This window comes from Paraburkholderia sp. GW821-FHT02A12, from assembly GCF_059422005.1.
In genome coordinates this window covers 1,986,632-2,012,014 of sequence record NZ_JBWKWA010000002.1, presented here as the reverse complement: position 1 = coordinate 2,012,014, position 25,383 = coordinate 1,986,632, and the positions used below count along the sequence as shown (strand labels likewise).

Annotated in this window: 21 protein-coding genes; 7 read left to right on the top strand and 14 right to left on the bottom strand. The window is 61.4% G+C overall.

Annotated features, from left to right (window positions below):
* Positions 1-12 precede the first annotated feature (12 nt).
* From AC07WT_RS30415 to AC07WT_RS30400, 4 genes are all read left to right on the top strand, one after another.
* Positions 13-1,755: an NAD(P)/FAD-dependent oxidoreductase gene (locus tag AC07WT_RS30415; RefSeq protein WP_494949820.1), complete on the top strand. Its 1,743-nt coding sequence runs from the start codon at positions 13-15 to the stop codon at positions 1,753-1,755.
* Entirely contained in the window at positions 1,752-3,233 is a 1,482-nt protein-coding gene (locus tag AC07WT_RS30410; RefSeq protein WP_494949819.1) for an amidase, read from the top strand. Before AC07WT_RS30415 ends, AC07WT_RS30410 begins: the two co-directional genes overlap by 4 nt.
* A 10-nt stretch (positions 3,234-3,243) precedes the next feature.
* Positions 3,244-3,870, top strand: a complete 627-nt coding sequence (locus tag AC07WT_RS30405; RefSeq protein WP_494949818.1) for an FMN-dependent NADH-azoreductase — start codon at positions 3,244-3,246, stop codon at positions 3,868-3,870.
* Positions 3,871-3,979: 109 nt separating this feature from the next.
* Entirely contained in the window at positions 3,980-5,254 is a 1,275-nt protein-coding gene (locus AC07WT_RS30400; protein ID WP_494949817.1) for a cation:proton antiporter, read from the top strand.
* Between the two features lie 91 nt (positions 5,255-5,345).
* On the opposite strand, the gene AC07WT_RS30395 is transcribed toward AC07WT_RS30400, so the two are convergent.
* From AC07WT_RS30395 to AC07WT_RS30370, 6 genes are all read right to left on the bottom strand, one after another.
* Complete coding sequence (locus AC07WT_RS30395; protein ID WP_494949816.1) at positions 5,346-5,609, bottom strand: hypothetical protein; 264 nt, start codon at positions 5,607-5,609, stop codon at positions 5,346-5,348.
* Positions 5,610-5,667: 58 nt separating this feature from the next.
* On the bottom strand, positions 5,668-6,324 hold the full coding sequence (locus AC07WT_RS30390; RefSeq protein ID WP_494949815.1) for a sarcosine oxidase subunit gamma: 657 nt from the start codon (positions 6,322-6,324) through the stop codon (positions 5,668-5,670).
* Entirely contained in the window at positions 6,314-9,316 is a 3,003-nt protein-coding gene (locus AC07WT_RS30385) for a sarcosine oxidase subunit alpha family protein (RefSeq protein ID WP_494949814.1), read from the bottom strand. Before AC07WT_RS30385 ends, AC07WT_RS30390 begins: the two co-directional genes overlap by 11 nt.
* The gene (locus AC07WT_RS30380) at positions 9,316-9,627 is read right to left on the bottom strand and encodes a sarcosine oxidase subunit delta (protein ID WP_492594195.1); all 312 of its coding nucleotides are present in this window, start codon (positions 9,625-9,627) and stop codon (positions 9,316-9,318) included. The genes AC07WT_RS30385 and AC07WT_RS30380 overlap by 1 nt, the downstream gene beginning before the upstream one ends.
* A gap of 181 nt (positions 9,628-9,808) precedes the next feature.
* Positions 9,809-11,053: a sarcosine oxidase subunit beta family protein gene (locus tag AC07WT_RS30375; RefSeq protein WP_341319277.1), complete on the bottom strand. Its 1,245-nt coding sequence runs from the start codon at positions 11,051-11,053 to the stop codon at positions 9,809-9,811.
* A gap of 54 nt (positions 11,054-11,107) precedes the next feature.
* Positions 11,108-12,502, bottom strand: coding sequence for an L-serine ammonia-lyase (locus AC07WT_RS30370; protein ID WP_494949813.1), 1,395 nt, complete (start codon positions 12,500-12,502; stop codon positions 11,108-11,110).
* Positions 12,503-12,825: 323 nt separating this feature from the next.
* Here AC07WT_RS30370 and AC07WT_RS30365 point away from each other — a divergent pair, with 323 nt between their 5' ends.
* Positions 12,826-13,908: a GlxA family transcriptional regulator gene (locus AC07WT_RS30365; RefSeq protein ID WP_492594198.1), complete on the top strand. Its 1,083-nt coding sequence runs from the start codon at positions 12,826-12,828 to the stop codon at positions 13,906-13,908.
* A gap of 56 nt (positions 13,909-13,964) precedes the next feature.
* On the opposite strand, the gene AC07WT_RS30360 is transcribed toward AC07WT_RS30365, so the two are convergent.
* From AC07WT_RS30360 to AC07WT_RS30345, 4 genes are all read right to left on the bottom strand, one after another.
* Positions 13,965-14,900 (bottom strand): choline ABC transporter substrate-binding protein, encoded by a 936-nt coding sequence (locus AC07WT_RS30360; protein ID WP_494949812.1) that lies wholly within the window; start codon positions 14,898-14,900, stop codon positions 13,965-13,967.
* A 123-nt stretch (positions 14,901-15,023) separates the two neighbouring features.
* Positions 15,024-16,022, bottom strand: a complete 999-nt coding sequence (locus AC07WT_RS30355; RefSeq protein ID WP_492594200.1) for a GlxA family transcriptional regulator — start codon at positions 16,020-16,022, stop codon at positions 15,024-15,026.
* Positions 16,023-16,029: 7 nt separating this feature from the next.
* Positions 16,030-16,932, bottom strand: a complete 903-nt coding sequence (choW, locus tag AC07WT_RS30350; RefSeq protein WP_492594201.1) for a choline ABC transporter permease subunit — start codon at positions 16,930-16,932, stop codon at positions 16,030-16,032.
* Positions 16,925-18,100 carry a quaternary amine ABC transporter ATP-binding protein gene (locus tag AC07WT_RS30345; protein ID WP_494949811.1) on the bottom strand — a complete coding sequence of 392 codons (1,176 nt, stop codon included), beginning with the start codon at positions 18,098-18,100 and terminating at the stop codon, positions 16,925-16,927. Before AC07WT_RS30345 ends, choW begins: the two co-directional genes overlap by 8 nt.
* An 880-nt stretch (positions 18,101-18,980) precedes the next feature.
* Here AC07WT_RS30345 and AC07WT_RS30340 point away from each other — a divergent pair.
* The gene (locus tag AC07WT_RS30340) at positions 18,981-19,289 is read left to right on the top strand and encodes a hypothetical protein (protein WP_492594203.1); all 309 of its coding nucleotides are present in this window, start codon (positions 18,981-18,983) and stop codon (positions 19,287-19,289) included.
* Positions 19,290-19,381: 92 nt separating this feature from the next.
* On the opposite strand, the gene AC07WT_RS30335 is transcribed toward AC07WT_RS30340, so the two are convergent.
* A complete protein-coding gene (locus AC07WT_RS30335) occupies positions 19,382-20,482 on the bottom strand; it encodes a hypothetical protein (RefSeq protein ID WP_494949810.1) in 1,101 nt (366 codons plus the stop codon).
* Between the two features lie 516 nt (positions 20,483-20,998).
* Positions 20,999-22,129 (bottom strand): VIT1/CCC1 transporter family protein, encoded by a 1,131-nt coding sequence (locus tag AC07WT_RS30330; RefSeq protein ID WP_494949809.1) that lies wholly within the window; start codon positions 22,127-22,129, stop codon positions 20,999-21,001.
* Positions 22,130-22,457: 328 nt separating this feature from the next.
* On the opposite strand from AC07WT_RS30330, the gene AC07WT_RS30325 reads away from it, so the two are divergent.
* Positions 22,458-22,745 carry a hypothetical protein gene (locus AC07WT_RS30325; RefSeq protein ID WP_492594206.1) on the top strand — a complete coding sequence of 96 codons (288 nt, stop codon included), beginning with the start codon at positions 22,458-22,460 and terminating at the stop codon, positions 22,743-22,745.
* A gap of 121 nt (positions 22,746-22,866) precedes the next feature.
* Here AC07WT_RS30325 and AC07WT_RS30320 read toward each other — a convergent pair whose 3' ends face one another.
* Both AC07WT_RS30320 and AC07WT_RS30315 read right to left on the bottom strand, forming a co-directional pair.
* A complete protein-coding gene (locus tag AC07WT_RS30320; RefSeq protein WP_494949808.1) occupies positions 22,867-24,174 on the bottom strand; it encodes an MFS transporter in 1,308 nt (435 codons plus the stop codon).
* A gap of 74 nt (positions 24,175-24,248) precedes the next feature.
* The gene (locus tag AC07WT_RS30315; protein ID WP_494949807.1) at positions 24,249-25,343 is read right to left on the bottom strand and encodes a tartrate dehydrogenase; all 1,095 of its coding nucleotides are present in this window, start codon (positions 25,341-25,343) and stop codon (positions 24,249-24,251) included.
* Positions 25,344-25,383 lie beyond the last annotated feature (40 nt).

Here is a 25,383-nt window from a genome sequence, read left to right as displayed (position 1 = left end):
AGGTAACGAACAATGAAGACAGTGGCAATCATCGGCTCAGGCCTCGCTGGCAAGCTCGCCGCGCTTTACTTCTCGCGTTATATCGCGGATATCGAGTTGGTCGTTATCGACCCGCGTAAAGACAATCTGCCGATCGTAGGCGAGTCTACGGTCGAAGTGACAGCTCAGTTCATGAAGTCACTTGGCCTATCGAAACATCTCGAAGAAGAGCAATATCACAAATATGGACTGACCTATTACTTTCGTACCGACGGTGACGAGGACGGTTACGACTATGTGCAGCATGAAGCCCCCGGCGTCATTCGCCTTCCCGCCTATAATCTGAACCGCTGGAAGTTCGACCGCGAACTGATGCGCCGACTCGAAGGTTGCATCGTCGACGTTCACGGAAAAGTCACGGATATCGACATCGCGCCGAAAGCAAGCGGCAGGCGGCACAAGTTAAAGGTTGTGCAAGCTGACGGTAGCGAAATGCTGCTCGATGCCGATTACATTGTCGATACGAGCGGTCGATCCCGGTTGCTCGCCAGCAGGTTAGCGTTGAAGAAAGCGCCCGCCTATCAACGTTCGTCTTTCTGGTTTCGCCTCGAAGATTTCGATCGTGAAATCCTTACGTCGATCAATACGCGCAAGATCCAGCATCACTGTTTCGATTCCTACTACGTCACCCATCATTTCTATGGGCACGGATACTGGATCTGGATCATCCCCATGCGTTCGGAAAACGGCAAGGATCTTCTCAGCTTCGGCTACACGTATCGACCGGAAATCTGTGGCGAGAAGGTCATGTCGTTCGAGCGACTACGTGAGATCCTCCATCGCGACCATCCTGCCCTTGAAGCTTTTGTCCGCAGCGGGACGGTAATCGACGAAACCCGCTACTACAACTACATGTATGAAAGCGAGAAATACTACTCTTTGGACGGCTGGTTTCTTCTCGGCGATGCTGCCTTTACATTCGATCCGGCCAACAGCGCCGGGATCGCGTATCTCAGCCATCAGATTCCGCAGCTCGCATCATTCATCCTGAAGGATCGCCTCGGCACGCTATCCGAGGGATACGTTGCGTCGCTCGAAATGCATCTGCGTGCCCAGTTGGCTCTTCAAGACACATGGAGTTGCTGGTACACGTTCATGAATTCGCCCATCAAGATGGGGTGGACATTGCTCCTCGCCAACATGGGCTATTTCCACATTGTCGTACCAAACTACATGTCTGGCGCATTTCTCAATGGCGCCGTCTCGCGGCAATTCGCCAGGCTGGTGCCGCGATATGAACCGTCGAGTCAGCCGCCCGCGTATCCGTTCGCCTGCCTGCTCGACGAACTGGAGGCTCAAACGGATCGGAAACACGTGTCGCGGACGATCCCGGCGCTCTATGAATATACCGTGCCGTTTTCTTATTATCGACCTGACGGAGTGAATCGCGGTCGGCTCGTGGCTCGGTACTTCTTCAAACGTGCCGGGCTACGATTAAAAGCCATGGCGATGCTGCGCTGGCAGCCGTCATTTCATCATCTGCGCCTCTTCGTGCGACACGGTTTCGGCGCAGTCGGCGACTATCTCCGGGCGGCCCTTCTCGGCGTATTTCCATCGGCGTACGCGCGTAACGAACGGGCCTGTGGAAAAGACGCTTCACCGTTCGTACCGCCCTGCCGGTTTCTCGGTCTTGACCGGAACGACGCTAACGCGCGCGCGCGGATCATGACGAACGGCGCACCGCACACCGAGATGCCGCCGAAGGAAACGGCGTGAGCACGACAACGGCTGGAGCCGATCCTGGAGATTTGCCGGCGCTCGCGCTTGCGCGCGCAGTCCGAACCGGCTCGCTAGCAAGTACGCAGCTAATCGAGAATTCGCTATCTGAGCTAGATGGTCTGGGGCGTCGTCTTGGCGCCGTTGCCTCGATCCGCTGGTCCTCCAGAGACGAGGCCGCATTGGTTGATCGACTCGTCGCCGAAGGGCAGGCAGCGTCAGAAAGCACGGCCCCCTTCCTCGGTGTGCCATGTAGCGTCAAAGAAGGGTTGAAGGTCGCGGGGGCACCGTGGCGGATGGGCAGTCGACTCAATCTGGCGCGTGTGGCGGTAGAGGACGGCAGCGTCGTCGCTCGCTTGAAGCGCGCCGGCGCAATCATTACCGGGCTCGGCTCGATGGCGGAAATGGCCCTATGGCCAGAGACCGTCAATCGGATCGAGGGAGTGGCCTGCCACCCGCACGATCTCCGTCGCACGCCAGGAGGCAGCAGTGGAGGCGATGCCGCGTTGACCGCCGCTCGGTGCGTCCCGTTTGCCATCGGTGCGGACGGAGGCGGTTCGGTACGCATTCCCGCAGCTTACTGCGGGCTGTTCGGTCACAAACCGTCGGCAGGACTTGTGCCGCTGACCGGACACGTACCGCTCGACGGCGTCGCCAGCGATACCGATGCGGCGCAGAGTCTTGCATGGTTCTTCGCCCCCGGACCGATTTGCCGGCATGCAAACGACCTGTGGCCGTTGTTGAAAGTAATCGCAGGGGAAGATGGTCGCCAGCGTGGGATCGGGACAGGTTCATTGGCTGAAACCGCCGACTTCGACCCAGCTGGTCGAACCATTCTGGTGCTGGCCCGACCTAAGGTGGCACTGGCAGAACCCGTCTCGGACGAACGGGGCGACGCCGTCGAGGCTGCGGCCACATCGCTTGCAAAGCGCGGAGGTCTCATCAGGCTGTTGCCCGAAACGCTTCTGAATCACGCGTTTGGCATCTGGTCCGGTACGCTGCGCGCATCAAGCGATTTGCGTCTCGGCGAGATGATCGGCGGCGGCTATTCGCCGCGCATCGGACGGGAAATTCTGCGCAGGATGGGAGGTACGCCAATGCACACGCTGCCATCACTCATGTTGGCAGCCCTTGACCGGATCGCGCCGATGCGACGAAGTGCTGCGGAACGCTACTTACGCAACGGTGGTGAGTTGGCAGAAGAACTCAGCGCGTTACTTGGCGATGGTGGCGTTCTTTTACTACCGCCCGTGCCGGGCGTGGCGCCTCGTCACGGGCACGCGTTGCTGCGCCCTTTCAATATCGCCTATACGGCGTTGTTCAATGCTCTTGGAATGCCCGCTACGGTCGCGCCGGTCTCGCTTGGCAAGCACGGCCTACCCCTCGGCGTTCAGATCGTTTCAGCGATCGGAAACGATTGCCTAACCGTCGGCGCCGCTGTTGCGATCGCCGAAGCTCGTTCAATGCATCTATCTTAAGAGGGATCCTATGTCTGAATTACTATTGTTGAAGGCGAGTCCGCGTGGAGCGGAATCGATCACCGGAAACCTTGCTGACGGGTTTGTTTCGAACTGGCTCAAGGCTAATCCCCAGGCGCGCGTGAACCGTCGGGATCTTGGCCCAGATCAGGTAGTCGGTCCGGACCAGGCGTGGATTCACGCCAACATGACCTCGCCGAAAGCCCGCACTGCGCAACAACGTCGACAACTGGAACAGTCCGATGGCTTTATAGAAGAGTTGCATCGAGCGACCCATATAGTCGTGGCGTCACCGATGTACAATTTTTCGCTGCCGTGGAATCTCAAGGCTTACGTCGACAACATCGTGCGTGTCAACAAAACTTTCTCGTTCTCTCCTGAAGCAGGCTTTGGCCCACTGGTCTCGAGCGACAAGAAACTTTTGCTTATCTGGTCAGGCGCCGGCGACTATACGCCAGGTACAGCGCTGGCAGCTTTCGACTTCCTCACACCGTATATTCGCGGGGTCTTCGCCTTCCTCGGTGTGACGAATTTTTCTGACATTTCCGCGAGTAATCAATTCGCGCCGCCCGATGTTGCTGCGGCTGCCGTCGAGACCTCTCGCAAGCAGCTTTCTGTATTGAGTCCGACCTGGTAAAGCCAGCTTTTCGGCAGATTTGAGAGGGCGGCGTGAGCCGTCCACCGGCAGCCAGCCCCATTTCGACTTCGAAGCTTGGCGACGTTTTATCAACGGACCGTCACACCTCATGACCACTCAGCATACCGAAGAAATTCTCACCTCTGTGCTTTTGCAGCTAATCGTTATCCTACCGGTGGCGCGTGTGATGGGCGTTTTGGCGCAAAGAGCCGGTCAACCGCGCGCTGTAGGCGAGATCGTGGCAGGGCTCATGCTCGGACCATCGTTGCTTGGTTACTTCCTGCCAGGCGTGTCGTCAGCGGTGTTCACTGCGCATACCGGTACATCGATGCAGGTTCTTAGCCAAATCGGGCTTATCTTACTGATGTTCCAGATTGGCTGCGACTTCGAATTTGGTCATCTCCAACAGAAACGCAATCGGCGAGCTGTCATGCTCATAGCATTCAGTAGCATTGTTTTGCCGTTGTGCGTGGGCTTCGCAATTGGCTGGTTCAGTCAACCGACACTGGCACCGGGGGTGGATCCGATTGTCTACTCTCTCTTCGTTAGCATCGCTCTAGCCATCACTGCGGTTCCAGTCTTGGGCCGGATTCTGCGAGAATTCGATCTAACACGTACTGAGGTAGGTGTAGTAGCAATTTCGGCTGCCGCAATCAATGATGCGGTTGGGTGGGTCTTGCTGGCGGTGATCACTGCGATCGCCTCGTCGGGTTTTTCTTGGAGTTCCCTCGCGCTTCAATTGGCTGGTCTTGCCGCGTTTGGCCTGTTCCTCGTTCTGATTGGTTCACGGCTCGTGCGCTGGCTGCAGCGGCAAATACCGACGGTCGATGACGCGCTTCCGCCGACAATGATGGTGATTGTATTGGCCGCGATCTTCGCCTGCGGTATTGTTACTGATTGGCTGGGGATCTTTACGATTTTTGGTGGATTCGTCTTCGGCTTGCTGTTTCATCGATATCCGACCTTTGTCACTGCCTGGCAAGCACAGGTTGGGCGGTTTGTACTGGTGTTTTTCCTGCCAATATTTTTTACGTATACGGGATTGCGTACCGATATCCTGGGGCTGTCCTCGCCCACCGACTGGATATGGAGCGTGGTGATCTTTGCCGGCGCAACGATAGCGAAAATAGTGCCCGTATATTTCTCAGCAAGAATGGCTGGGTTCTCCAATTCGAAATCGGGCATCCTGGGAATTCTGATGAACACACGAGCGCTGATGGAGCTCATCGTTCTGAACGTTGGCTATTCCCTTGGGTTTATTCCACAGAACGTCTTTACGATGTTAGTGTTGATGGCGATAGGAACAACGATTCTGACCGGTCCCGTATTGCGAGTCCTGCTGAAGATCGGCGGAGTTCGCGTCGATCGCCTTCGCGAGGCGTAATGCTGCTTTTGCGCGAGGCGTTTCGCTCGTTGCACATAATCGGTGGTGAAATTCCCGTAAAGCCTGATCGCGCGGATGCCCAACCCAAGGCTCACGAACGAAGCCGTGCACGCGCGGCGCCGGCAACACGCGCGAGCGCATCCGCGCTCAAATGAGCAGCGATCTTTTCAACGTATTCGTGATGCCGCGCCTGCAACGGTGCGCCGAGTTGCTGCGCGAGCAGATAACGGATCAGCGCGATGCGCCGGTGCCGCAACACGATGCTCTGATCGAGCAACACAAGCGCGGCGTGCGCATCGCCTTGATGGCATGCGCGCTCAGTAAGACGCGCGGTGGCTAGACGGGTCGACGTCATGTCGGTCAGCGTCCGAAGAGCGCCGCGAGCGGTGCAGGAGCACACCGCTCACCGCGTGTCACGACATCAGCGGATCGGCCGCATCGAGCATGATCTTGACGAAGTAGTCCGCGAAACTGCGGCGCACGATAATGTCGAAGCTATCCGCGCCGGTGGGCAGCAGCGTCATCGACGCCTTGAAATAGTGGCTCTGCGCGCACTGTCCGTCGCCGAACTGTTTCGGATGCAGATCCAGCGGGCAGCCACGCGCCAGCACCTCGCGCGTACGCGTGCCGCTGATTTCGAGCACCGTATAGCCGCTGCCGATATCCACCGCAGACGCGAACACGCCCGCGAACATCGCCCCCAGCTTTGCCTGCAACGGCGCGGTACGGGCCGCGTCATGCGCGGTTGCCGAGCGCGCCAGCCATTCGTCGGGCCCAAGCCACAGCATGTCGTAGCCATTGCCGCGCGCGACGGTGTTCGCTTTCTCCGGCGGCCGGCAACCGATCACACCTTCCACCGCCTGCATGAACGCGGCGTCGCGCGTATCGCCGCGTACGTTCACGAGTTCGAGAAACGGCCGCTCGCTCAACCGGAACGCCGCCGACGCCACCGCCTGATGTTTCTTCAGCAGCGCATCCGCGCCCACCAGCGGCGACTCCTGCCACACCCCCGTTTGCTTGCCGACAGCGCGGCTCACGGCCGGTTGCGTACCTCTTGTTTCATTCCACATGTTGACGTGCTCCTTCGCTGTCGTAGAACACCGAACTGGTGACCTTGGCCGCAATCTGCTTGCCGCTCGCGAGCGGAATCGTGACCGTCTCGCCAATCTTGTCGAGACCGCCCTTCACCACCGCCATCGCAATCGAGCGCTTCAGGATCGGGCTGTAATAGCTCGACGTGACGTGACCGAGCATCGGCGCGGTATCGCCGTGGAACGGACCGGCGACGATCTGCGAGCCTTCGGGAATCACGAACGACGGATCGTCCGCGAGCAGCCCCACCAGTTGCTTGCGCCCCGCCTTCGCGGTGTCCGAGCGCGTGAGCGAGCGCTTGCCGAGACAATCTTTCGACTTCGCCACGAGCCCGCCCATGCCGAGGTCGTACGGCGTCATCGAGCCGTCCGTGTCCTGGCCGACGATGATGTAACCCTTCTCCGCGCGCAGCACGTGCATCGTTTCCGTGCCGTACGGCGTGATGTCGAATTCCGCGCCCGCCGCCATCAGCGCTTCCCACACCGCGCGTCCGACGTTCGCCGGCACGTTCACTTCATACGCGAGTTCGCCGGAGAAGCTGATGCGCATCACGCGCGACGCCGCACCCGCCACCGTGCCTTCGCGATAGCTCATGAACGGGAACGCCGCGTTCGCGAAGTCGATATCGCGGCAAACCTTCTGCAAGACCTTGCGGCTGTTCGGACCGACCACCGCGAAGGTCGCCCAATGGTCCGTCACCGAAGCGAGCCGCACGCGCATGTCGGGCCACTCGGTTTGCAGCCAGCGTTCGAGCCAGGTCAGCACGCGCGCCGCGCCGCCGGTGGTGGTCGTCATCATGTAGTGCTGGTCGGCGAGGCGCACCGTCACGCCGTCGTCGAAGATCATGCCGTTTTCGTCGAGCATCAGGCCATAGCGGCACTTGCCGACTTCCAGCTTGCTCCACGGATTCGTATAGACCCAGTTCAGCAGCCTGGCCGAGTCGGGACCCTGAATGTCGATCTTGCCGAGCGTCGAGGCGTCGAGAATGCCGACGCTCGTACGCACCGCGAGCGATTCGCGCGCCACTGCCGCGTGCATGTCCTCGCCCGGTTTCGGGTAATACCACGGACGCTTCCAGTTGCCGACGTCCTCGAACGCGGCGCCGTTTTCCACATGCCATTCGTGCACGGCCGTCTTGCGCACCGGATCGAGAAACTCGCCGAGCTCGCGGCCGGCGAACGTGCCGAACGTCACGGGCGTGTAGTTCGGCCGGAACGTCGTCGTGCCGGTTTCGGGAATCGTCTTGCCGAGCGCCTGGGCGAGAATCGCCATGCCGTTGATGTTGCCGAGCTTGCCTTGATCCGTGCCGAAGCCCATCGCGGTATAACGCTTCACGTGTTCGACCGATTCGAAGCCTTCACGCGCGGCGAGGAAAATATCGGCCGCCGACACGTCGTTCTGGAAGTCGACGAATTGCTTCGGACCACGCGCCGCGAGCTCGCGGCCACCGACCAGCCACAGCGGCTGCATGCGCGCCTCGGTGATTTCGGCGACGTGCACCGGATTCGGCCGCGCGACGATATAACCGGCCGCACGCGCCGCCTCGACCCCGGCGTCGACCGCAAAACGAATGCCCTGGCCGAGCGTGAAGTCGCCCGCGCACGCGCCGACGCTCGTCTCCGCCTGCATCGCCTTGCCCGGCACGAAGCACACTTTTTCGTCGTGCCAATGCGCCTTGCCGCCGGACTGCGCGAACAGGTGCAGCACCGGACTCCAGCCGCCGGACATCGCGAGCAGATCGCAGGGCAGCTCGCCCTGCTTCGCGCCGACCTGTCCGTTCGAATACGACGCCACGTCCACCGACGCAACCCGCAGCTTGCCGTGCGCCGCCGTCACGGCCACGCCGTTCATCACCTTGACGCCGTAGCGCCGCGCCAGCGCGGGCAGCGTGCCCTTCGACTCGCCCGTGCGCGGATCGACCACCGTCACCTGCGCACCGGCCGCTTTCAGGTCGAGTGCGCATTGGTAACCGTCGTCATTGTTCGTGAACACAACCGCATTGCGCCCCGGCAACACCGCGTAGCGATGCAGATACGTCGACACGGCCGAGGCCAGCATCACGCCCGGCAGATCGTTGTTGCCGAACACGATCGGCCGCTCATGCGCGCCGGTTGCGAGAATCACGCGCCTGGCGCGGATCTTCCACATCAGTTCGCGCGTGCCCTTTCTCTGCGAGACCGGCAGATGTTCCGTGAGACGCTGCGTGACCGTGACGAGGTTGTGATCCTGATAGCCGAACGCGGTGCTGCGGCACAGGATCTTCACATCGGGCATCTGCCGCAGTTCGTCTTCGATCTTGTGCACCCATTGCAGCGCCGGCTTGCCGTCGATATCCGTGCGGCACGACAGCAGCGAACCGCCGAGTTCCGGCTGATCGTCGACCAGCGTGACGCGCGCGCCCGACAACGCTGCCGCGTGCGCCGCCGCCAGCCCCGTCGGGCCGCCGCCGACCACCAGTACGTCGCAGTGCGCGAAGCATTTGTCGTAGCGGTCCGCGTCGGTCTGCTCGGGCGCTTTGCCGAGACCTGCCGCGTCGCGGATCACTTCCTCGTACTTCGGCCAGAACTTGCGCGGCCACATGAAAGTCTTGTAGTAGAAGCCCGCCGGAATGAAGCGCGCGAACTTCTGGTTGATCGCCATGCGGTCTTTCTCGATGCTCGGCTTCGCGTTCACACTGTTGGCGACGAGCCCCTGATACAGCTCCACTTCGGTGGCGCGCGCGTTCGGCACCGTGTACGCGCCGGTTTCGAGCTGCACGATCGCGTTCGGCTCTTCCACGCCCGCCGTTACGATGCCGCGCGGCCGGTGATACTTCCAGCTGCGCGCGACGAAATGCTCGCCGTTGGCGAGCAATGCGGAAGCCAGCGTGTCGCCCTGATAACCTTGATACTTGCGGCCGTTGAAGGTGAACGTCAGCGAAATCGCGCGGTTGATGCGCCCGCCGGTCGGGAGTCGGTCTTTCTGGCTCATTATGATTTCACCTCGTGTGACTTGCCCTCGTGGTTATCCAAAGCGAGCAGCGGACGATCGAAGGTCTCGTAGCCTTGGATCTCGTAGCTCACCGTGTCGCGCTGCGCCTTGAACCAGCGGCGGCAACCCTGCGTGTGCATCCATTGCTCGCGATGCACGCCGCGCGGGTTCTTGCGCATGAACAGGTAGTCGCCCCACTCCTTGTCGGTCAGCTTTTCGGTGTCGAGCGGACGGGCGATGTCCGCTTCGCCGCCGCAGGAAAATTCGGTTTCGGCGCGTGGCCCGCACCACGGGCATTCGATCAGCAACATCTGTTTCTCCTTTGTCGACCAGAGTTGGCGCTTTAGCGCTTACTCTGGTCCCATGCAATTCGTTGCGGTCGACCAGAGTTGGCGCTTTAGCTGTCGGCCGGAGTTAGCGCTTTAGCGCTTACTCCGGGCCCATGCAGAGCACTTACTCTGGTCCCATGCAATTCATTGCGGTGCATGAACGTTAGTGGGCCACAGCGGCGGCGCCGTGCTCGTCGATCAGGTGGCCGGTATAGAACCGCTCGAGCGAGAACGGCGCGTTCAGCGGATGCGGCTCGTCTTTCGCGATCGTGTGGGCGTAGGCCCAACCCGAGCCGGGCGTCGCCTTGAAGCCGCCGGTGCCCCAGCCGCAGTTGAAATACAGCCCCTTCACGTCGGTCTTGCTGATGATCGGGCAGGCATCCGGCGACACGTCGACGATTCCGCCCCACTGGCGGTTCATCCGCACCCGCGAGAACACCGGGAACATTTCGACGATCGCCTCGAGCGTGCCTTCGATGATCTGGAAGCTGCCCCGCTGCCCAAAGCCCGTGTACTGATCGACGCCCGCGCCGATCACCAGATCGCCCTTGTCGGACTGGCTGATGTACGCGTGCACCGCATTCGACATCACCACCGTGTTGACGACCGGCTTGATCGGCTCGGACACCAACGCCTGCAACGGATGGCTTTCGAGCGGCAGGCGCACGCCGGCCATGTCGGCGAGCGTCGACGTATTGCCCGCGGCCACGATCGCAACCTTCTTCGCCTTGATGAAACCCTTGGTGGTGTCCACGCCGGTCACCTGGCTGCCGTCGCGGCGAATCCCGGTGACCTGGCAGTTCTGGACGATGTCCACACCATGCTGATCCGCGCCGCGCGCGAAACCCCACGCCACCGCATCGTGCCGCGCCACCCCGCCGCGGCGCTGAATCGACGCGCCGAGCACCGGATAGCGGCTGTTCAGATTGATAGTCGGCTCGATTTCCTTGATCTGTTCCGGCGTGAGGAATTCGGCATCGACGCCGTTCAGCCGGTTCGCATTCACGCGCCGTTCAGTGTCGCGCACGTCCTGCAGCGTGTGCGCGAGGTTCATCACGCCGCGCTGGCTGAACATCACGTTGTAGTTGAGGTCCTGCGACAGACCTTCCCACAGCTTCATCGCTTTTTCGTAGAGCGCGGCCGATTCGTCCCACAGGTAATTCGAGCGCACGATGGTCGTGTTGCGCGCGGTATTGCCGCCGCCGATCCAGCCCTTCTCCAGCACGGCGATATTGCGCACGCCGTGCTCCTTCGCGAGGTAATAGGCGGTGGCGAGACCGTGCCCGCCGCCGCCGACGATCACGACGTCGTATTCACGCCTAGGCTCCGGGCTCTTCCACTGGCGCTCCCAGTTCTCGTGATACGACATCCCGTTGCGCAACAGGCTGAATATCGAATAGCGGCTCATCTTGGGTCCTTGTTGGTACTTTTGGTACTTTCGGTACTTTTGCTTCGTAGCTCTTCAGCACTCGATGACGTTCACAGCGAGGCCGCCGCGCGACGTCTCCTTGTATTTGGTCTTCATGTCCGCGCCGGTTTCGCGCATCGTCTTGATCACGTTATCGAGCGACACGTAGTGCTGGCCGTCGCCCTTCATCGCCATGCGCGCGGCATTCAGCGCCTTGATCGCGCCCATCGCATTGCGCTCGATGCAGGGAATCTGCACGAGGCCGCCGACCGGGTCGCACGTCATGCCGAGGTTGTGTTCCATGCCGATTTCGGCGGCGTTCTCGACCTGGGTCGGCGTGCCGCCCATTACTGCCGCGAGTGCCGCAGCGGCCATCGAGCACGCGACGCCCACCTCACCCTGGCAGCCCACTTCGGCGCCCGAGATCGACGCGGTTTCCTTGTAGATGATGCCGATCGCCGCCGCGGTCAGCAGGAAGGTGACGATGCCGTCGTCGTTCGACGCGTGCATGAACTTCACGTAGTAATGCAGTACCGCGGGGATCACGCCGGCTGCACCGTTGGTCGGCGCGGTGACGACGCGCCCGCCCGCCGCGTTTTCTTCGTTGACGGCCATTGCATACAGGTTGACCCAGTCGAGCATCGACAGCGGATCGCGCAGCGATTCTTCCGAATGCGAACGCAATTGCGCGCACAGGTCGGCGGCGCGGCGCTTCACGTGCATCGGCCCCGGCAGCTCGCCGCGCACCTTGCAGCCGCGCTCGACACAGGCAGACATCACACGCCAGATCGCGAGCAGGCCATCGCGCACTTCCTGTTCGGGCCGCGAAACGCATTCGTTGCGCAGCGTGATCTGCGCGATCGACAGACCGGTTTCGCGGCAAATGCGCATCAGGTCGTCGCCGGTGCGAAACGGATACGGCACGTCCGCGCCGGCGCGCAGGCCGTTCACGCGGTCGCCTTCGCGATTGACGACGAAGCCGCCGCCAATCGAGTAATACTCTTTCTCCACCAGCAACTGGCCGTTTTCGTCGAAAGCCTGGAAACGCATGCCGTTCGGATGCACGACACCCGAGCCCGGCGCGCCCGGCATCAGCTTGCGGAAGAAGCCAAGGTGCTCACGCTCGTCGAACTTGACCGGGTGTTTGCCGAGCAGCACGAGTTGCTTCGTCTCGCGGATCGCCTGAAGGCGCGGCTCGATCAGGTCCGGATCGATCAGGTCGGGCAGATTGCCTTCGAGGCCGAGCAGCACCGCTTTATCGGTGCCGTGCCCCTTGCCGGTGGCGCCGAGCGAGCCGAACAGCTCCACTTTGACGCGGCGCACGAAGCCGAGCAGGTTGGCGTCTTCGATATGCGAGGCGAAGCGGCATGCAGCGATCATCGGACCGACCGTGTGCGAACTAGACGGACCGATACCGATCTTGAACAGATCGAAGACGCTGACGTTCATGGCGTGCCTTATGCGTTGCGCTGCCGGGGATTGGCTGGGTTCAGATTCGCCCCCATTGCACCAAACGCCAATTTGGACCGATAGAATAAAAACGGCATCACCGTGGGATAGTGTCGTCAAGCGGTCCGTCCGCAAAGCGCGGCGGCGTATTTGCGATGACTTCTGACGCATTTCCGACAGGCGTTGCTGCCGCCGCTGGCGATGCTGATGCCAGAGCCGGCACGGCCCCGCTGCCGGGCGTTCATCAGGCGTTCACCAGGCGCTAACCGGGCGTAATGCGGGTGCTATGCTTGATTCAACCCTTTCCTTTACTGGCCGTATGCATGAACCCCGCTGAACCGCTTCCCCTTCAATCCATCGACGGCACCTCGAAGCAGCGCATCCGCTTCGGCATCATCCTGCTGCCGAACTTCACGCTGACGGCGTTCTCGGGTTTCGTCGACCTGCTGCGCCTGTCCGCCGACGAAGGCGATTTCAGCAAGCCCGTGCGCTGTTCATGGAGCGTCATCGGGGAAACCCTGGCGCCGGTGCGCGCGAGTTGCGGCATTCAGATCACGCCGTGGGAAACCTTCGACAACGCCGAGCCGTTCGATTACGTCGTCGTGGTCGGCGGCCTGCTGCATTCGGGGCCCGCCGCGAGCGAAGCGACGCTCGCGTTCATCCGCCGCGCCGCCGCGACCGATGCGACGCTCGTCGGCATGTGCACCGGCGTGTTCTCGCTGATGCGCGCGGGTGTGCTGGACGGCCACCGCATCTGCGTGAGCTGGTTTCATTACTGGGATTTCATCGAGCGCTTTCCGTCGGTCAATGAGGAAGCGCTGGTCGCCGACCGCCTGTTCGTGATCGACCGCAGGCGCATCACCTGCTCGGGTGGCCGCGCGTCGATCGACGTGGCTGCGGCGATCCTGCTGCGCCACTTCGAAACCGCCACGGTGCAAAAGGCGCTGCGCATCCTGCTGGTGGACGACATGCAAAAGGGCAACGCGCCGCAGCCGCATCCGCCGGGACTTGCGCCCGCCGCGCATCCGAAGGTGAAGCGCGCGATTCTGCTGATGGAACAGCACGTGGGGCGTTCGCTATCGCTCGACGAACTCGCGCGCAAGCTCGATCTGTCGCCGCGCCAGCTTGAACGCCTGTTCAAGGCGCAAACCGGTAAAGCGCCGCAAGCGTACGCGAAGCAGGTTCGCTTGCGCACCGCCGCGTGGCTGCTGACGAGCTCGGATAAAACCGTTGCGGATATCGCCTCGAGTTGCGGCTTTTCCGACGCGTCGCATCTGGGCCGCGAATTCCGCAAGCAATTCGGCTTGCCGCCCATGATGTACCGCGAGCAGCGCGGCACGGCGGAGCAAGCGCAAGACGGCGCCGGCTATGACGAGACCTTTCCGGGCCGCGCTCAGGCGATCTGAGCCCAGCCCGGCTTATCTGATCCAGGCGCCGTTCAAACGGCGCGAAAACTAAACCATCACTTCCCCGCGACGTAAGCCTTGACCGCCGGCAAACCGTCCTTGCCGTCGAACGTCTTTACGCCCGCGAGCCATTTGTCCAGCACCGCCGGATTCGTCTTCAGCCAGTCGCGCGCCGCCTTGTTCGCATCGATCTTGTTCATGATCGGCAACATCACGTGGTTCTCGATATCGGTCGTGAACTGCAGGTTCGACACGAGCTTCGCGACGTTCGGACACCGCGCCGCGTAGTCGGTCGGCGTGACCGTCAGCACTTTGGCTTCGCCGTAGTTCGGACCGAACACGTCGTCGCCGCCGGACAGATAGTCGATCTTCATCTGCACGTTCATCGGATGCGGTTCCCACCCCAGAAACACGATCGGCTTCTTCTCGCGAATCGCGCGATTCACTTCGATCAGCATGCCCGCCTCGCTCGATTCCACCAGCTTGAACTTGCCGAGGCCGAACTGGTTGCTGTCGATCATCTTCTTGATGAGCGCATTGCCGTCGTTGCCCGGTTCAATGCCGTAGATCTTGCCGTCGAGCTTGTCGTAGTTCTTAGCAATGTCGGCAAACGACTTGATGCCCCCCTGATACGCATAATCCGGCACGGCCAGCGTGTATTTCGCGCCGGTCAGGTTCGGCGTGGGCAGCACGTTGACCTGCCCGGCTTTCCTGAACGGATCGATCATCGGGTCCATGGTCGGAGACCAGTAGCCGAGAAACACGTCGATCTGCTTGCTTTTCACGCCCGCGAACGTGATCGGCACCGACGCGATCGTTTTGGTCGGCTTGTAGCCGAGCCCTTCGAGCACCGTCGACGCGAGACCGGTGGTCGCTGCGATGTCGGTCCAGCCGACGTCGGCGAACCGGACGTTCCGGCAGGTGGCAGGTTCGGCTGCATGGAGAGCCGACATTGACAGCGCGCACAGCGACGCGACCCACAGACGTTTCATGGTTTCCCCCAAGGGTAATTGATGCCGGATTGGATGTTCCAGGCAGATGAAACTAAAACGGACGAAACTAAACGGACGAAACCAGGCAGATGAAACCAGGAGTATGAGCCGGTGCCGCAGGCTTTACGCCGACAGCCGCCGCTCGACGCTCGGCGCATGGCCGAACTGCGCGCGGTATGCCTTACTGAAATGACACGGCGAATGAAAGCCGCAGACCGCCGTCACGCGAGCAATCGACGCATCGGTATTGCGCAAGAGTTCGCGCGCGCGCCGCAAGCGCAGCGTCAGGTAATAGTGCGTGGGCGACACGCTCAGGAACATCTTGAACATGCGCTGTAAATGACGCTGCGACAAATGCACGAGCCGCGCGAGTTCATCGAGCGACAACGGTTCCTCGATATTCGCTTCCATCAGCCGCACCACTTCGATGAGTTCCGCGCGCGAGAAACCGACGCGTGCGTCCACCGGAATGTGCTGATAATCGGTCGAGCCGCGAATCCGCTCGACGATGAATTGCTCGGACACCTGCGCCGCAAGCGCGCGCCCCAGCCTCATGCCGACCAGGTTGAGCATCAGATCGAGCGGCGCGGTGCCGCCCGTGCAGGTCAGGCGGTCGCGGTCGATCACGAACAACTCGTCGGCGAAACGCACATGCGGATAGCTCTTGTGCAACGGCGACATGTCTTCCCAATGCACCGTGCAGCGATAACCGTCGAGCAGGTCCGCCGCCAGCAGCGCATACGGACCCGTGCAGAGGCCGCCGAGCGGAATGCCTTTCGATGCCACGTCCCGCAGCAACGCGATGACCGTCTCGTCTACATAGTCGCGCACGTGCCAGCCCGCGCAGACGATCAGCACATCGGGCATGCCCGCTTCGGCCAGCGTCGTGGTCGGCTTGACGACGATGCCGTTGCTGGCTCGCGCCGGTTCGCCATCAGGTGTGATCACCGACCACCTGTAATGCTGCTCGCGGCCCACGTAATTCGCCATGCGCAGTACTTCGACCGCGCTCGTGAACGCGATCATCGAAAAATTCGGCAGCGTCAGAAAGCCGAAGTGCGCGAGCCCGGACAGCGGCGATTCGGGTTGAGCCTCGATGGGCGTGATCGCGTCGCGCTTCATAGGCGGCTCAGCCGTGTTGCGCCGCCGGCGCCCGGCGCACCTTCATTACGTTGCGCAGGCCCGACAGAAGCGGTGCGCGCGCCATGCCCGGCGAGCGGCCGAAACTTTCCGTGATGCGGTCGAGAATGATCGCGAGCATCACTACCGAGAGGCCGCTTTCGAACCCGAGCCCGATGTCGAGGCGCTGAATGCTCGCCAGCACGTCGTTGCCGAGACCGCCCGCGCCGACCATCGACGCGATGATCACCATCGAGAGCGCCATCATGATGGTCTGGTTCACGCCGGTCATGATCGACGGCAGCGCATTCGGAATCTGCACCTTGTAGAGCAGCTGCAAAGGCGTGCAGCCGAACGCTTGCCCTGCTTCGACGATTTCGCGGTTCACATGCTTGATGCCGAGCGACGTGAGGCGCACCGCGGGCGGCATCGCGAAGATCACGGTCGACAGAATCCCCGGCACGCGGCCGAGACCGAACAGCATCGCCGCCGGAATCAGGTAGACGAAGGCGGGCATGGTCTGCATCAGGTCGAGCACGGGCCGCACGATCATTTCGACGTAGCGGCTCTTCGCTGTCGAGATGCCGAGCGGCACGCCGAGCACGAGGCTGATCAAGGTCGACGACAGCGTCAGGCCAAGCGTGATCACCATCTGATCCCAGAAGCCGGTGCCGTAGATCAGCAGCATCGCCAGCAGTGTGAACAGCGCGAAACGCCAGCCGACCCGCCACAAGCCGATGCCGACGAAGAACGCCATCAGCGCCCACATCGGCACGGATTGCAGGCCGTGCTCGATCAGCGCGGCAAAGTTCTCGATGACCTTGCCGATGGAATCGAAGGTTTTCGCGTCGTGGTCGAGCAGGTAGTGGACGCCGTGATCGACCCAGGCGCCGAGCGGAATGATTTCAGACATGGGAACCTCGATGGCGCGTAAGGACGTTCAGCACGTTCGTCTTGTTGACCGAACCACAGTAGAAACCGTCGGCATCGACGACCGGCAGCGGCGCGCGGCTCGCCACCACGCGCTCGACCACGTCGTCGAGCGGCGTGCTGTGGCGAATGCATTCGATATGGTTGACCTGCGGCGACGCGCTGCCGGTCGCATCGCGGCAAACGAAGCCGCGGATCCGGCGTTCGCCGTCGAGCACGAAAGCGTACTCGGCGCTGCCGTTCAGCGTCGCGGCGACGCTCGACGCGTCGATGTGCGGCGCATGCATCAACGGCACGGCGTCGGTCTGCATCAGGTCGCCGGCCGTCAGATAGCGGCTGGTGTCGATGCCTTCGAAGAAGGCGCGTACGTAGTCGTCAGCAGGATTCTTGATGATTTCCTGTGGCGTGCCGATCTGCACCACCTTGCCGCCTTCCATGATCGCGATCCGCGTGCCGATGCGCATCGCCTCTTCCAGATCGTGCGACACGAACAGGATCGTGCGCCGCTGCTCGCGTTGCAGGTCGAGCAGCACGTTCTGCATTTCCTTGCGCTTGAGCGGGTCGAGTGCGGAGAACGCCTCGTCCATGATCATCAGCGACGGATTGACCGCCAGCGCCCGCGCGAGCCCCACGCGCTGCTGCATGCCGCCCGAGAGTTGCGCCGGCAGCTTCTCCGCGAACGGCGCGAGGCCGACCTGTTCGAGCACGGCCATCGCCCGCTGCTCGCGCTCCTTCTTGCCGACGCCCGCCACTTCGAGCCCGAACGCCGCGTTCGACAGCACGGTGCGCTGCGGCATCAGCGCGAACGACTGGAACACCATGCTCATGTCCTTGCGGCGCAGCGCCGTCAATTCCGAGCGCGGCACGCTTGCCACATCGCGGCCGTCGATCAGCACCTTGCCGGCTGTCGGCTCGACGAGGCGATTGATCAGGCGAATCAGTGTCGACTTGCCGGAGCCGGACAGACCCATCAGCACGAAGATCTCGCCTTCCTTGACTTCGAACGACACGTTGTGGACGCCGACGATCTGACCGGTCCGCGCGAACACTTCCTCTTTCGTCGCGCCGCCTGCCAGCATGCCGATCGCCTGTTTCGGGTTGGTGCCGAACACCTTGCACAGCCCTTCGACCACGACCTTCGGGGAATTCATTGAATGCTCTCCTATGTCGACCCGAGTTAGCGCTTTAGCGGTTACTCGGGTCCCATGCAAGATACTTGCTGTCGACCCGAGTTAGCGCTTTAGCTGTCGACCCGAGTTAGCGCTTTAGTGCTTACTCCGGGCCCATGCAGAGCACTTACTCGGGTCCTATGCAAGATACTTGCTGCGTGGCGGACGCACGTCCGCGCTGTGCATACATAGTTGCCAGAAAAAAGTACGGCTAGCCGACTATTTGCGACAACCACATGTGAAAATGCGACAGCGGAATGGCGTCCGGGCCGTCATACGGCACTCGGAGCCCTGCGGGACAAGGGTTTGCGGGAGATTGGAGCGGTCAGCCGGCGTGTCGCGCCCGTGCAAGTGGCGGCGTTGCGGTGCAAAAAGATCGCTTGTCGGGGAGCGGACCGCGAAAGACGTCAATACCGTGCCCGGAAGACATGAACCAGACGGTCGGCGCGCGAAAAGTACCAGACCGCAATGGCTGTCAATACCGGGTACATGCACCAGAGGCGCGCGAGCGCCCAAACTTCAGCGGAAATACTCATTACGCCTCCCCTTGCCGAGCACGGACGCCTGTTGGCAAAATGAAACCTTCATGAAACCTGCGCGGCCCAAAGATTCGCTACCGGTCCGGACCGAACAAGCGTCGCGAATGGTGAGCAGCCGGTGAGCAGCCGGTGAACATCTGGCGAGCAGCAAACGGTAGACCCGAGGCTTGGCACCTCCATCCTGGCCAGCAATCATTATGGCAACCTTAAGGTAACTCCGTGTTACCAATCTCGCATATCGCTTGCACCTACGAACTGCCACCCTGCCTAAACTGCGCTCCATATTCACTGTCACCGCGCTGGACACAGCACGCGATAAAAAAATGACCAAGCACCTGTTAGCGGCAGTTCTCGGCGCCGCGGCGCTCGCGGCATCCTCAGCGGCCTCCGCACACGTCGATGTCGGCATCGGTATCGGCTTGCCGGGTCCGGTGTATGTGCAGCCCGAACCAGTCTATGTCCCGCCGCCGCCGGTTGTCTATGCGCCTGCGCCCGTCGTCCAGTATGGCTACGACGATGACTGGCGTGCTCGCGAATGGCGTGAGCGCCAGGAGTGGCGCGAACGGCAATGGCATCGCCATGAGGAGCACGAACGCGAATGGCGCGAGCGCCGCGGTTGGGATGGGGATTGAGATAAACGAGGCAGCCGCGACATCCGGCCTGGATGAACACGTTGCGCGACAGGACGCCTCAGAAAAACCTCTGAGGCGTCGCAAGCGGCTACTTATTGCGCAACGAAGAGCATGCCGTGCGGGTCTTGCAGCGCCGAGGCGTTGCCAATGCCGGCGACCACAGGCGTCAGGTGGCCGGACTTCAGATCCAGTTGCATCACCTGCCCCTGCCCTGCACTGTAGGCGTCGCCTTGTTTGAAAGGCGCATCGACCCGGTAGGTCGTGTTGCTCGAGTCGGTGAAGAGCATGAACGTCTTGCCCGTAGCGCCCGGCGCCGGAACGAAGCGCGTATCGTCCACAGGGTAGATCGGACCGTCCTTATCGCTGTACAGCGTCAGAGTGAGGACACTCACGCTTTGGCTCGGACCCGGATTGCTGATGAACACCAGTTTGCCGTCTGCCTGACTGTCCAGCACGAGCCTGCCGGACGGGTCGATTGCCTCTGAATCCGGATCGGTCAATGCCAGCGTTACCGGCTGATTGAAGGTCGGGTTTGCCGCGCCGCCCACCGACGGCGTGACGTCGATGGCCTGCGCATTACCGGCCAGCACGGGCGTGACATCGAAGGTCGAACCATTTGCGTTCAGCGTAAGGGCGACAACGGTCGGGGCCACGCCAGTCGTCGTCGGCGCCGACGCACTGACGTACACGACACCGTTTAGCAGCTGCATATCGTCGTAGCCGCCGCCGTGAACGGTGGGGTTGACCGTCGCCTGATACGTCTTTTGTGCGCCGGTGGCCAGGTCGATGATCGTCAGCTCGGGATTGCCGTCTTCGTTGGCCATCGCCCAAAGCGTGTTGGTGTCGCTACGCGCCATCAGACCGTCCACGTGTCCGGGCACCGTAAACGTCTTCTGGGCATTGCCGTTCAGGTCGTACTGCACCACCTGATTCGTGATGCCGGCCACGGAGCCGTCCTTTACCTCGCCAGCGTTCTGATAGCCGATGAATACGCTGGAACCCATCATCACGATCGAATCGGGTTTTTGTGTCGCCGACGGTGCCTTTGCGAATACTGAAAGCGAGTAGCCGGACGCCGTCGCGGTGTTAGGAATCGGCGCCGGTGTCGGCGTGCTTATGCTATTACTGCTTCCGCCGCACGCCGAAAGCGCCATGACAACTGAAACCACAAAAGCAATGGAAGTCTTTTTCATTTAAAAGGTATCCTTATTAAATGCATTTCTTTTTTCGCCAAGGAAACGACATCCCTCAACTACGCTGAAACCGTAAAATCCGGCGGTTTCACTTTAGCGGAATGAAGTGTCAATCAAATGACGCAATAAAATGCAGACACACCTGAAAAAGAGCTTCTGCAGCTTCCAGATAACCGGTTGCGACCTGCCGACAGCTCGCAAGAAGCTACGCGCCCTTTGCTTAAGAGACGCTTAAGCGAACGCCTGACTTACTCAGAAATAAGCGCTTTTTTATCGGTTATTTTTGTAAATATAGGATCGCTTATTAATTACAGGCGAAATCAATGTAAGGGACCGGATAATTGAGCGACGACAGAAACGATTGACAGGCATTGTCTGAATGCAAAACGTAAAGTCTCGCCTCAATCAATGCAAAGAAAATGAAAGCGCTTTTGAAAGAAAATCCATTCCGTTCGCGATCGGTGCATGCGCGCGATACAACCGCAGCCATCCGCGCCGGCGAGGTTCAGAGCGTTGTCAGGAGATGGATACGCCCAGCAGCTTACCGACCCCGAATGTGAACGCCGCAGCGATCAAACCGATCGCCACCTGACGCAGTGCCGAGAACGCTGCGCTTCGTCCGTTAAAGAGCGACGTGAAGACGCCGATCGATGCGAGCGCAAGCATGCTGAGAACGATGCACTGGACGATTGCGTTGAACCCATTCGTCCACAGAAACGGCATGACCGGGAAAATCGCGCCGACCGAGAACAGGCAAAAGGAGACTCCCGCAGCAGACCAGGGATTGCCACCCAATTCGGCGGGATCGAGTCCGAGTTCCTCGCGCGTCAACGTGTCGAGCGCCTTGTCTTTATCACGCATCATCTGCGATGCCACGCGTTTGGCCTCGCCCGCATCGAGGCCCTTGGCGCGATAGATCAGCGCCAGTTCGTGCTCTTCGGCCTCAGGGGAGATCTCCAGTTCCTCGGCCTCTTTCGCGATCTGGGTGCTGGCTAGCTCCCGAGCATTGGTTACCGACAGCCATTCGCCCAACGCCATCGAGCACGCTCCGGCTATCAGCCCGGCCAGCCCGGTCAACAGGATGGCATTGTTGCCAGTGCCGGCGCCTGCCACGCCCATGATCAGGCAAAAGTTCGAGACCAGCCCGTCGTTCGCTCCCAGCACGGCCGCGCGCAGATCGTTACCCGACGATACGCCCTTGTGCCACGACTCCGCTGCCGCAATCCGCGCGCCTTGCGACATGTCCGGGTCGCCGCCGCCGTGAGCCAGCGTCTGAACCACGGCGGCGTGGTGATGCTCATCGGCCGACAGGCGCGCGGCGTCTGGTTGTCCGTGGTATTTGTTGCGATCCGCGTACTCGGCGGCGGCGAGCGTGGGCAAGACGAAACCCGCGCCGAAAATTCGCACCAATGCCTGCATCAGGCGGGTTTTGACAGCTTGCCCAGCCCCCTTCGGCTGGATTCCGTTGGCCTTCAGCTTGTCGGCCCACACCTGCGCGTGTTCGCGCTCGGACCTGGCGAGGTCGCTATATACCTGCTTGCGAGTGTCGTCCTTCTCCACCTTCGCAAGGGTTTCATACAGCGCGGCACTATGAAGCTCATCGGAAAGATTGGCTCTGTACCGCCTTACTTCATGTTTGGATGCCATGGCGAAGTGTCCGCATATCGAGTCGTCAATAGCAAAGCGTACTCGATTCACGCGCGGAAATCACAAAGCCCCCAAGACGCGTCTTGAGCGAGAACGTCAACGGTTCTCATCACGATTCGGGTCCGCATGATTCATCGCTTAAGACATGCTTGAGCGGGTGCCCCTGAAGCGCTGCGCACCCACTATCGCGCGGCAATTTTCGCGCTTCGAAAACACGAAGAGAACGCTGGGTTCCGCCTAAGGAGAAGTTAAGGAAAGCTGCTTATTCTGTGCGAACGCATCGACCGGATTGGCCGGCGCGGCACCCTCACACTATTGGAGAACCATCATGAAAGCACTCAAACGCATCATTCTTATTGGGTCGATCCTTGCGGTTCCGACGCTCTCGTTTGCACAGCAAACGAACACACCCATGAACGACGCAACGAAAGACTCATCGTCCGCTGCCTCGATGCACGATGCGCAGAGCAACCAGCCGGGTTCGCCCTATCAGCAGCCTTCGCGCAAGCCGTCGGCTTCTGCCGACAGCTCGGGATACGGCGGCCCTCTCGGAGGTTCGTCGCAGTGGTCGGCGGCGCGCCCGGTTGGGAAGCATTCGCCGGTATTCGACCACTGAGAACCCGTGCGTTGATGCCCTGCACTCCCGCGCTGTCCGCAAGATGCCAAACCAGCGGACAACTGACAGCGCGGGAGTCAACCGCGTCTTCATTCAGAGAGCCGCCGTGCTCACGTCGTGCTCATTGTGCAGCCGGCGCAGTCCGATATCCTCGCCGGCCCATAGCCAAAGCGAGCATGGCTGATACGGCAAGACTCGCTGCAACCACGTAAAGTCCGGCAGCGTATCCGCCCGTGACGGATTTCAGCCAGCCAATCGCAAACGGACCGACGAACCCGCCAAGATTGCCGATCGAGTTGATCATGGCGATGCCCGCGGCCGCGCCTGCGCCCGAAAGAAACGTGCTCGGCATGGCCCAAAGCGGCGCCTTCGCCGCGCTGATGCCGACGTTCACGACCACCAGCGCCAGCACCACCGCAACCGCGCTGTCGGCAAAACCCGCCCATGCGAGCCCGATACCTGCCGCAACGCACGGAATGACCACATGCCACGTGCGCTCGCCGCTGCGGTCGGAATGGCGGGCCCACAGCACCATGCCGATCACGGCCAGCACGCTCGGAATCGCGTTCAACGCACCCGTGCCGAACGCGCTAAAGCCGAACTGGCGAATAATCAGCGGCGCCCACAGACCTAACGTGTAAAGGCCTGCCGAAGTCCCGAAGTAAATCATCGACATGACCCAGACGCGCGGATCGCGCAGTGCGGCGAGCGCGCCCGCTGCGTGGCCTGCCTGCGACTCGCGCCCCAGGCGTTCTTCGCGCAAGGTTGCAATGAGCCACGCTTTCTCATCGGCGGCGAGCCACGTTGCCTTGTCGGGCGAGTCCGTGAGCGCCTTCAAAACCACCAGTCCGAGCATCACCGCCGGAATCGCTTCGATGATGAAGAGCCACTGCCAGTCCTTCAATCCGAACAAGGCAGGCATCTGCATGATGGCGCCTGAAATCGGCGAACCGATCGCGGTCGACAAAGGCGCTGCCGCCATGAATGCGGCAGCGGCGACAGCCCGCTGCCGGGCCGGGAACCACTGGCTGAGATAAAGGATGATGCCGGGGAAGAAACCGGCTTCGGCGACACCGAGCAAAAACCGCAGCGTGTAGAACGAGTTCGGCCCGACAACGAACGCGGAGGCGGCGGAAACCAGGCCCCACGTCACCATCACGCGCGCAATCCAGATGCGCGCACCGACCTTGTTCAGAATGAGATTCGAGGGCACCTCAAACAGGAAGTAACCGAGAAAGAAGATGCCGCCGCCCAGCCCGAACATGGTCGGCGAGAGGCCGAGGTCCTTGTTCATCGTCATGGCTGCAAAGCCGACATTGACGCGGTCGAGAAAGCTGACAAAGTAAAGCAGCATCACGAACGGCAAAATGCGCCAGGTCAGCTTGCGAACCACACGGGCGTGCGATTCGGCTTTCGATTCATGGGTCATGCCTGTCTCCTGGTGAATCCGCCCGTGACACGCTGGTCCGGGCGTTATGTTTTTGTATAGCGTGCGCCTTGCGTTCAGGCGGCCTGGGACTCGACGGCCGAATCCGCCGCGAGGATCGCGCACACGGCATCGGTCACCTGCGCCGTGGTGGCCTTGCCGCCGAGGTCGCCGGTGTGCAGCGCGGGGTCGGCCGTGATGCGTTCGATCGCCTCCATCAACTTGCGCGCGGCGACGCGCTCTCCGAGATGCTCGAGCATCATCACGACCGACCAGAACGTGCCGACCGGATTCGCGAGGCCCTTGCCCATGATGTCGAACGCAGAGCCGTGAATCGGCTCGAACATCGACGGATAGCGGCGCTCAGGGTCCAGGTTCGCCGTCGGCGCGATGCCGAGGCTGCCGGCGAGCGCCGCCGCGAGGTCGCTCAGGATATCCGCATGCAAATTGGTCGCCACGATGGTGTCGAGCGTCGCGGGCCGATTGACCATACGCGCGGTCGCGGCGTCGACGAGCTCCTTGTCCCATTGGACGTCGGGAAACTCTTTCGATACTTCCAGCGCGATCTCATCCCACATGACCATCGCGTGGCGCTGGGCATTGCTCTTGGTAATCACCGTCAGCAGCTTGCGTGGCCGCGACTGCGCAAGACCGAACGCGAAACGAAGAATCCGCTCGACTCCCGCTCGGGTCATCATCGAGACATCGGTGGCGACTTCGATCGGATGGCCCTGGTGCGCACGTCCGCCCACGCCGGAATATTCGCCCTCCGAATTCTCGCGGACGATGACCCAATCGAGATCCTTCGGGCCGCAGCGTTTTAGCGGCGCGTCGATACCGGGCAGGATGCGGGTCGGGCGCACATTGGCATACTGGTCGAACCCCTGACAGATCTTCAGGCGCAACCCCCACAGCGTCACGTGGTCCGGAATGTGCGGGTCGCCCGCCGAGCCGAACAGAATCGCGTCCTTGTCGCGGATGGCATCCAGACCGTCCGCCGGCATCATCACGCCGTGCTGCCGGTAGTAGTCGCCGCCCCACGTGAAATTTTCGAATTCGAACTTCAAGCCGTCGCTTCGCGCGGCGATTGCTTCGAGCACTCGCTGGCCCGCCGGCACGACTTCCTTGCCGATGCCGTCGCCGGGAATGGTTGCGATGCGATAGGTCTTCACTGGCGTCTCCATGATGTTGAACGTATGGCTGCATCGTAGA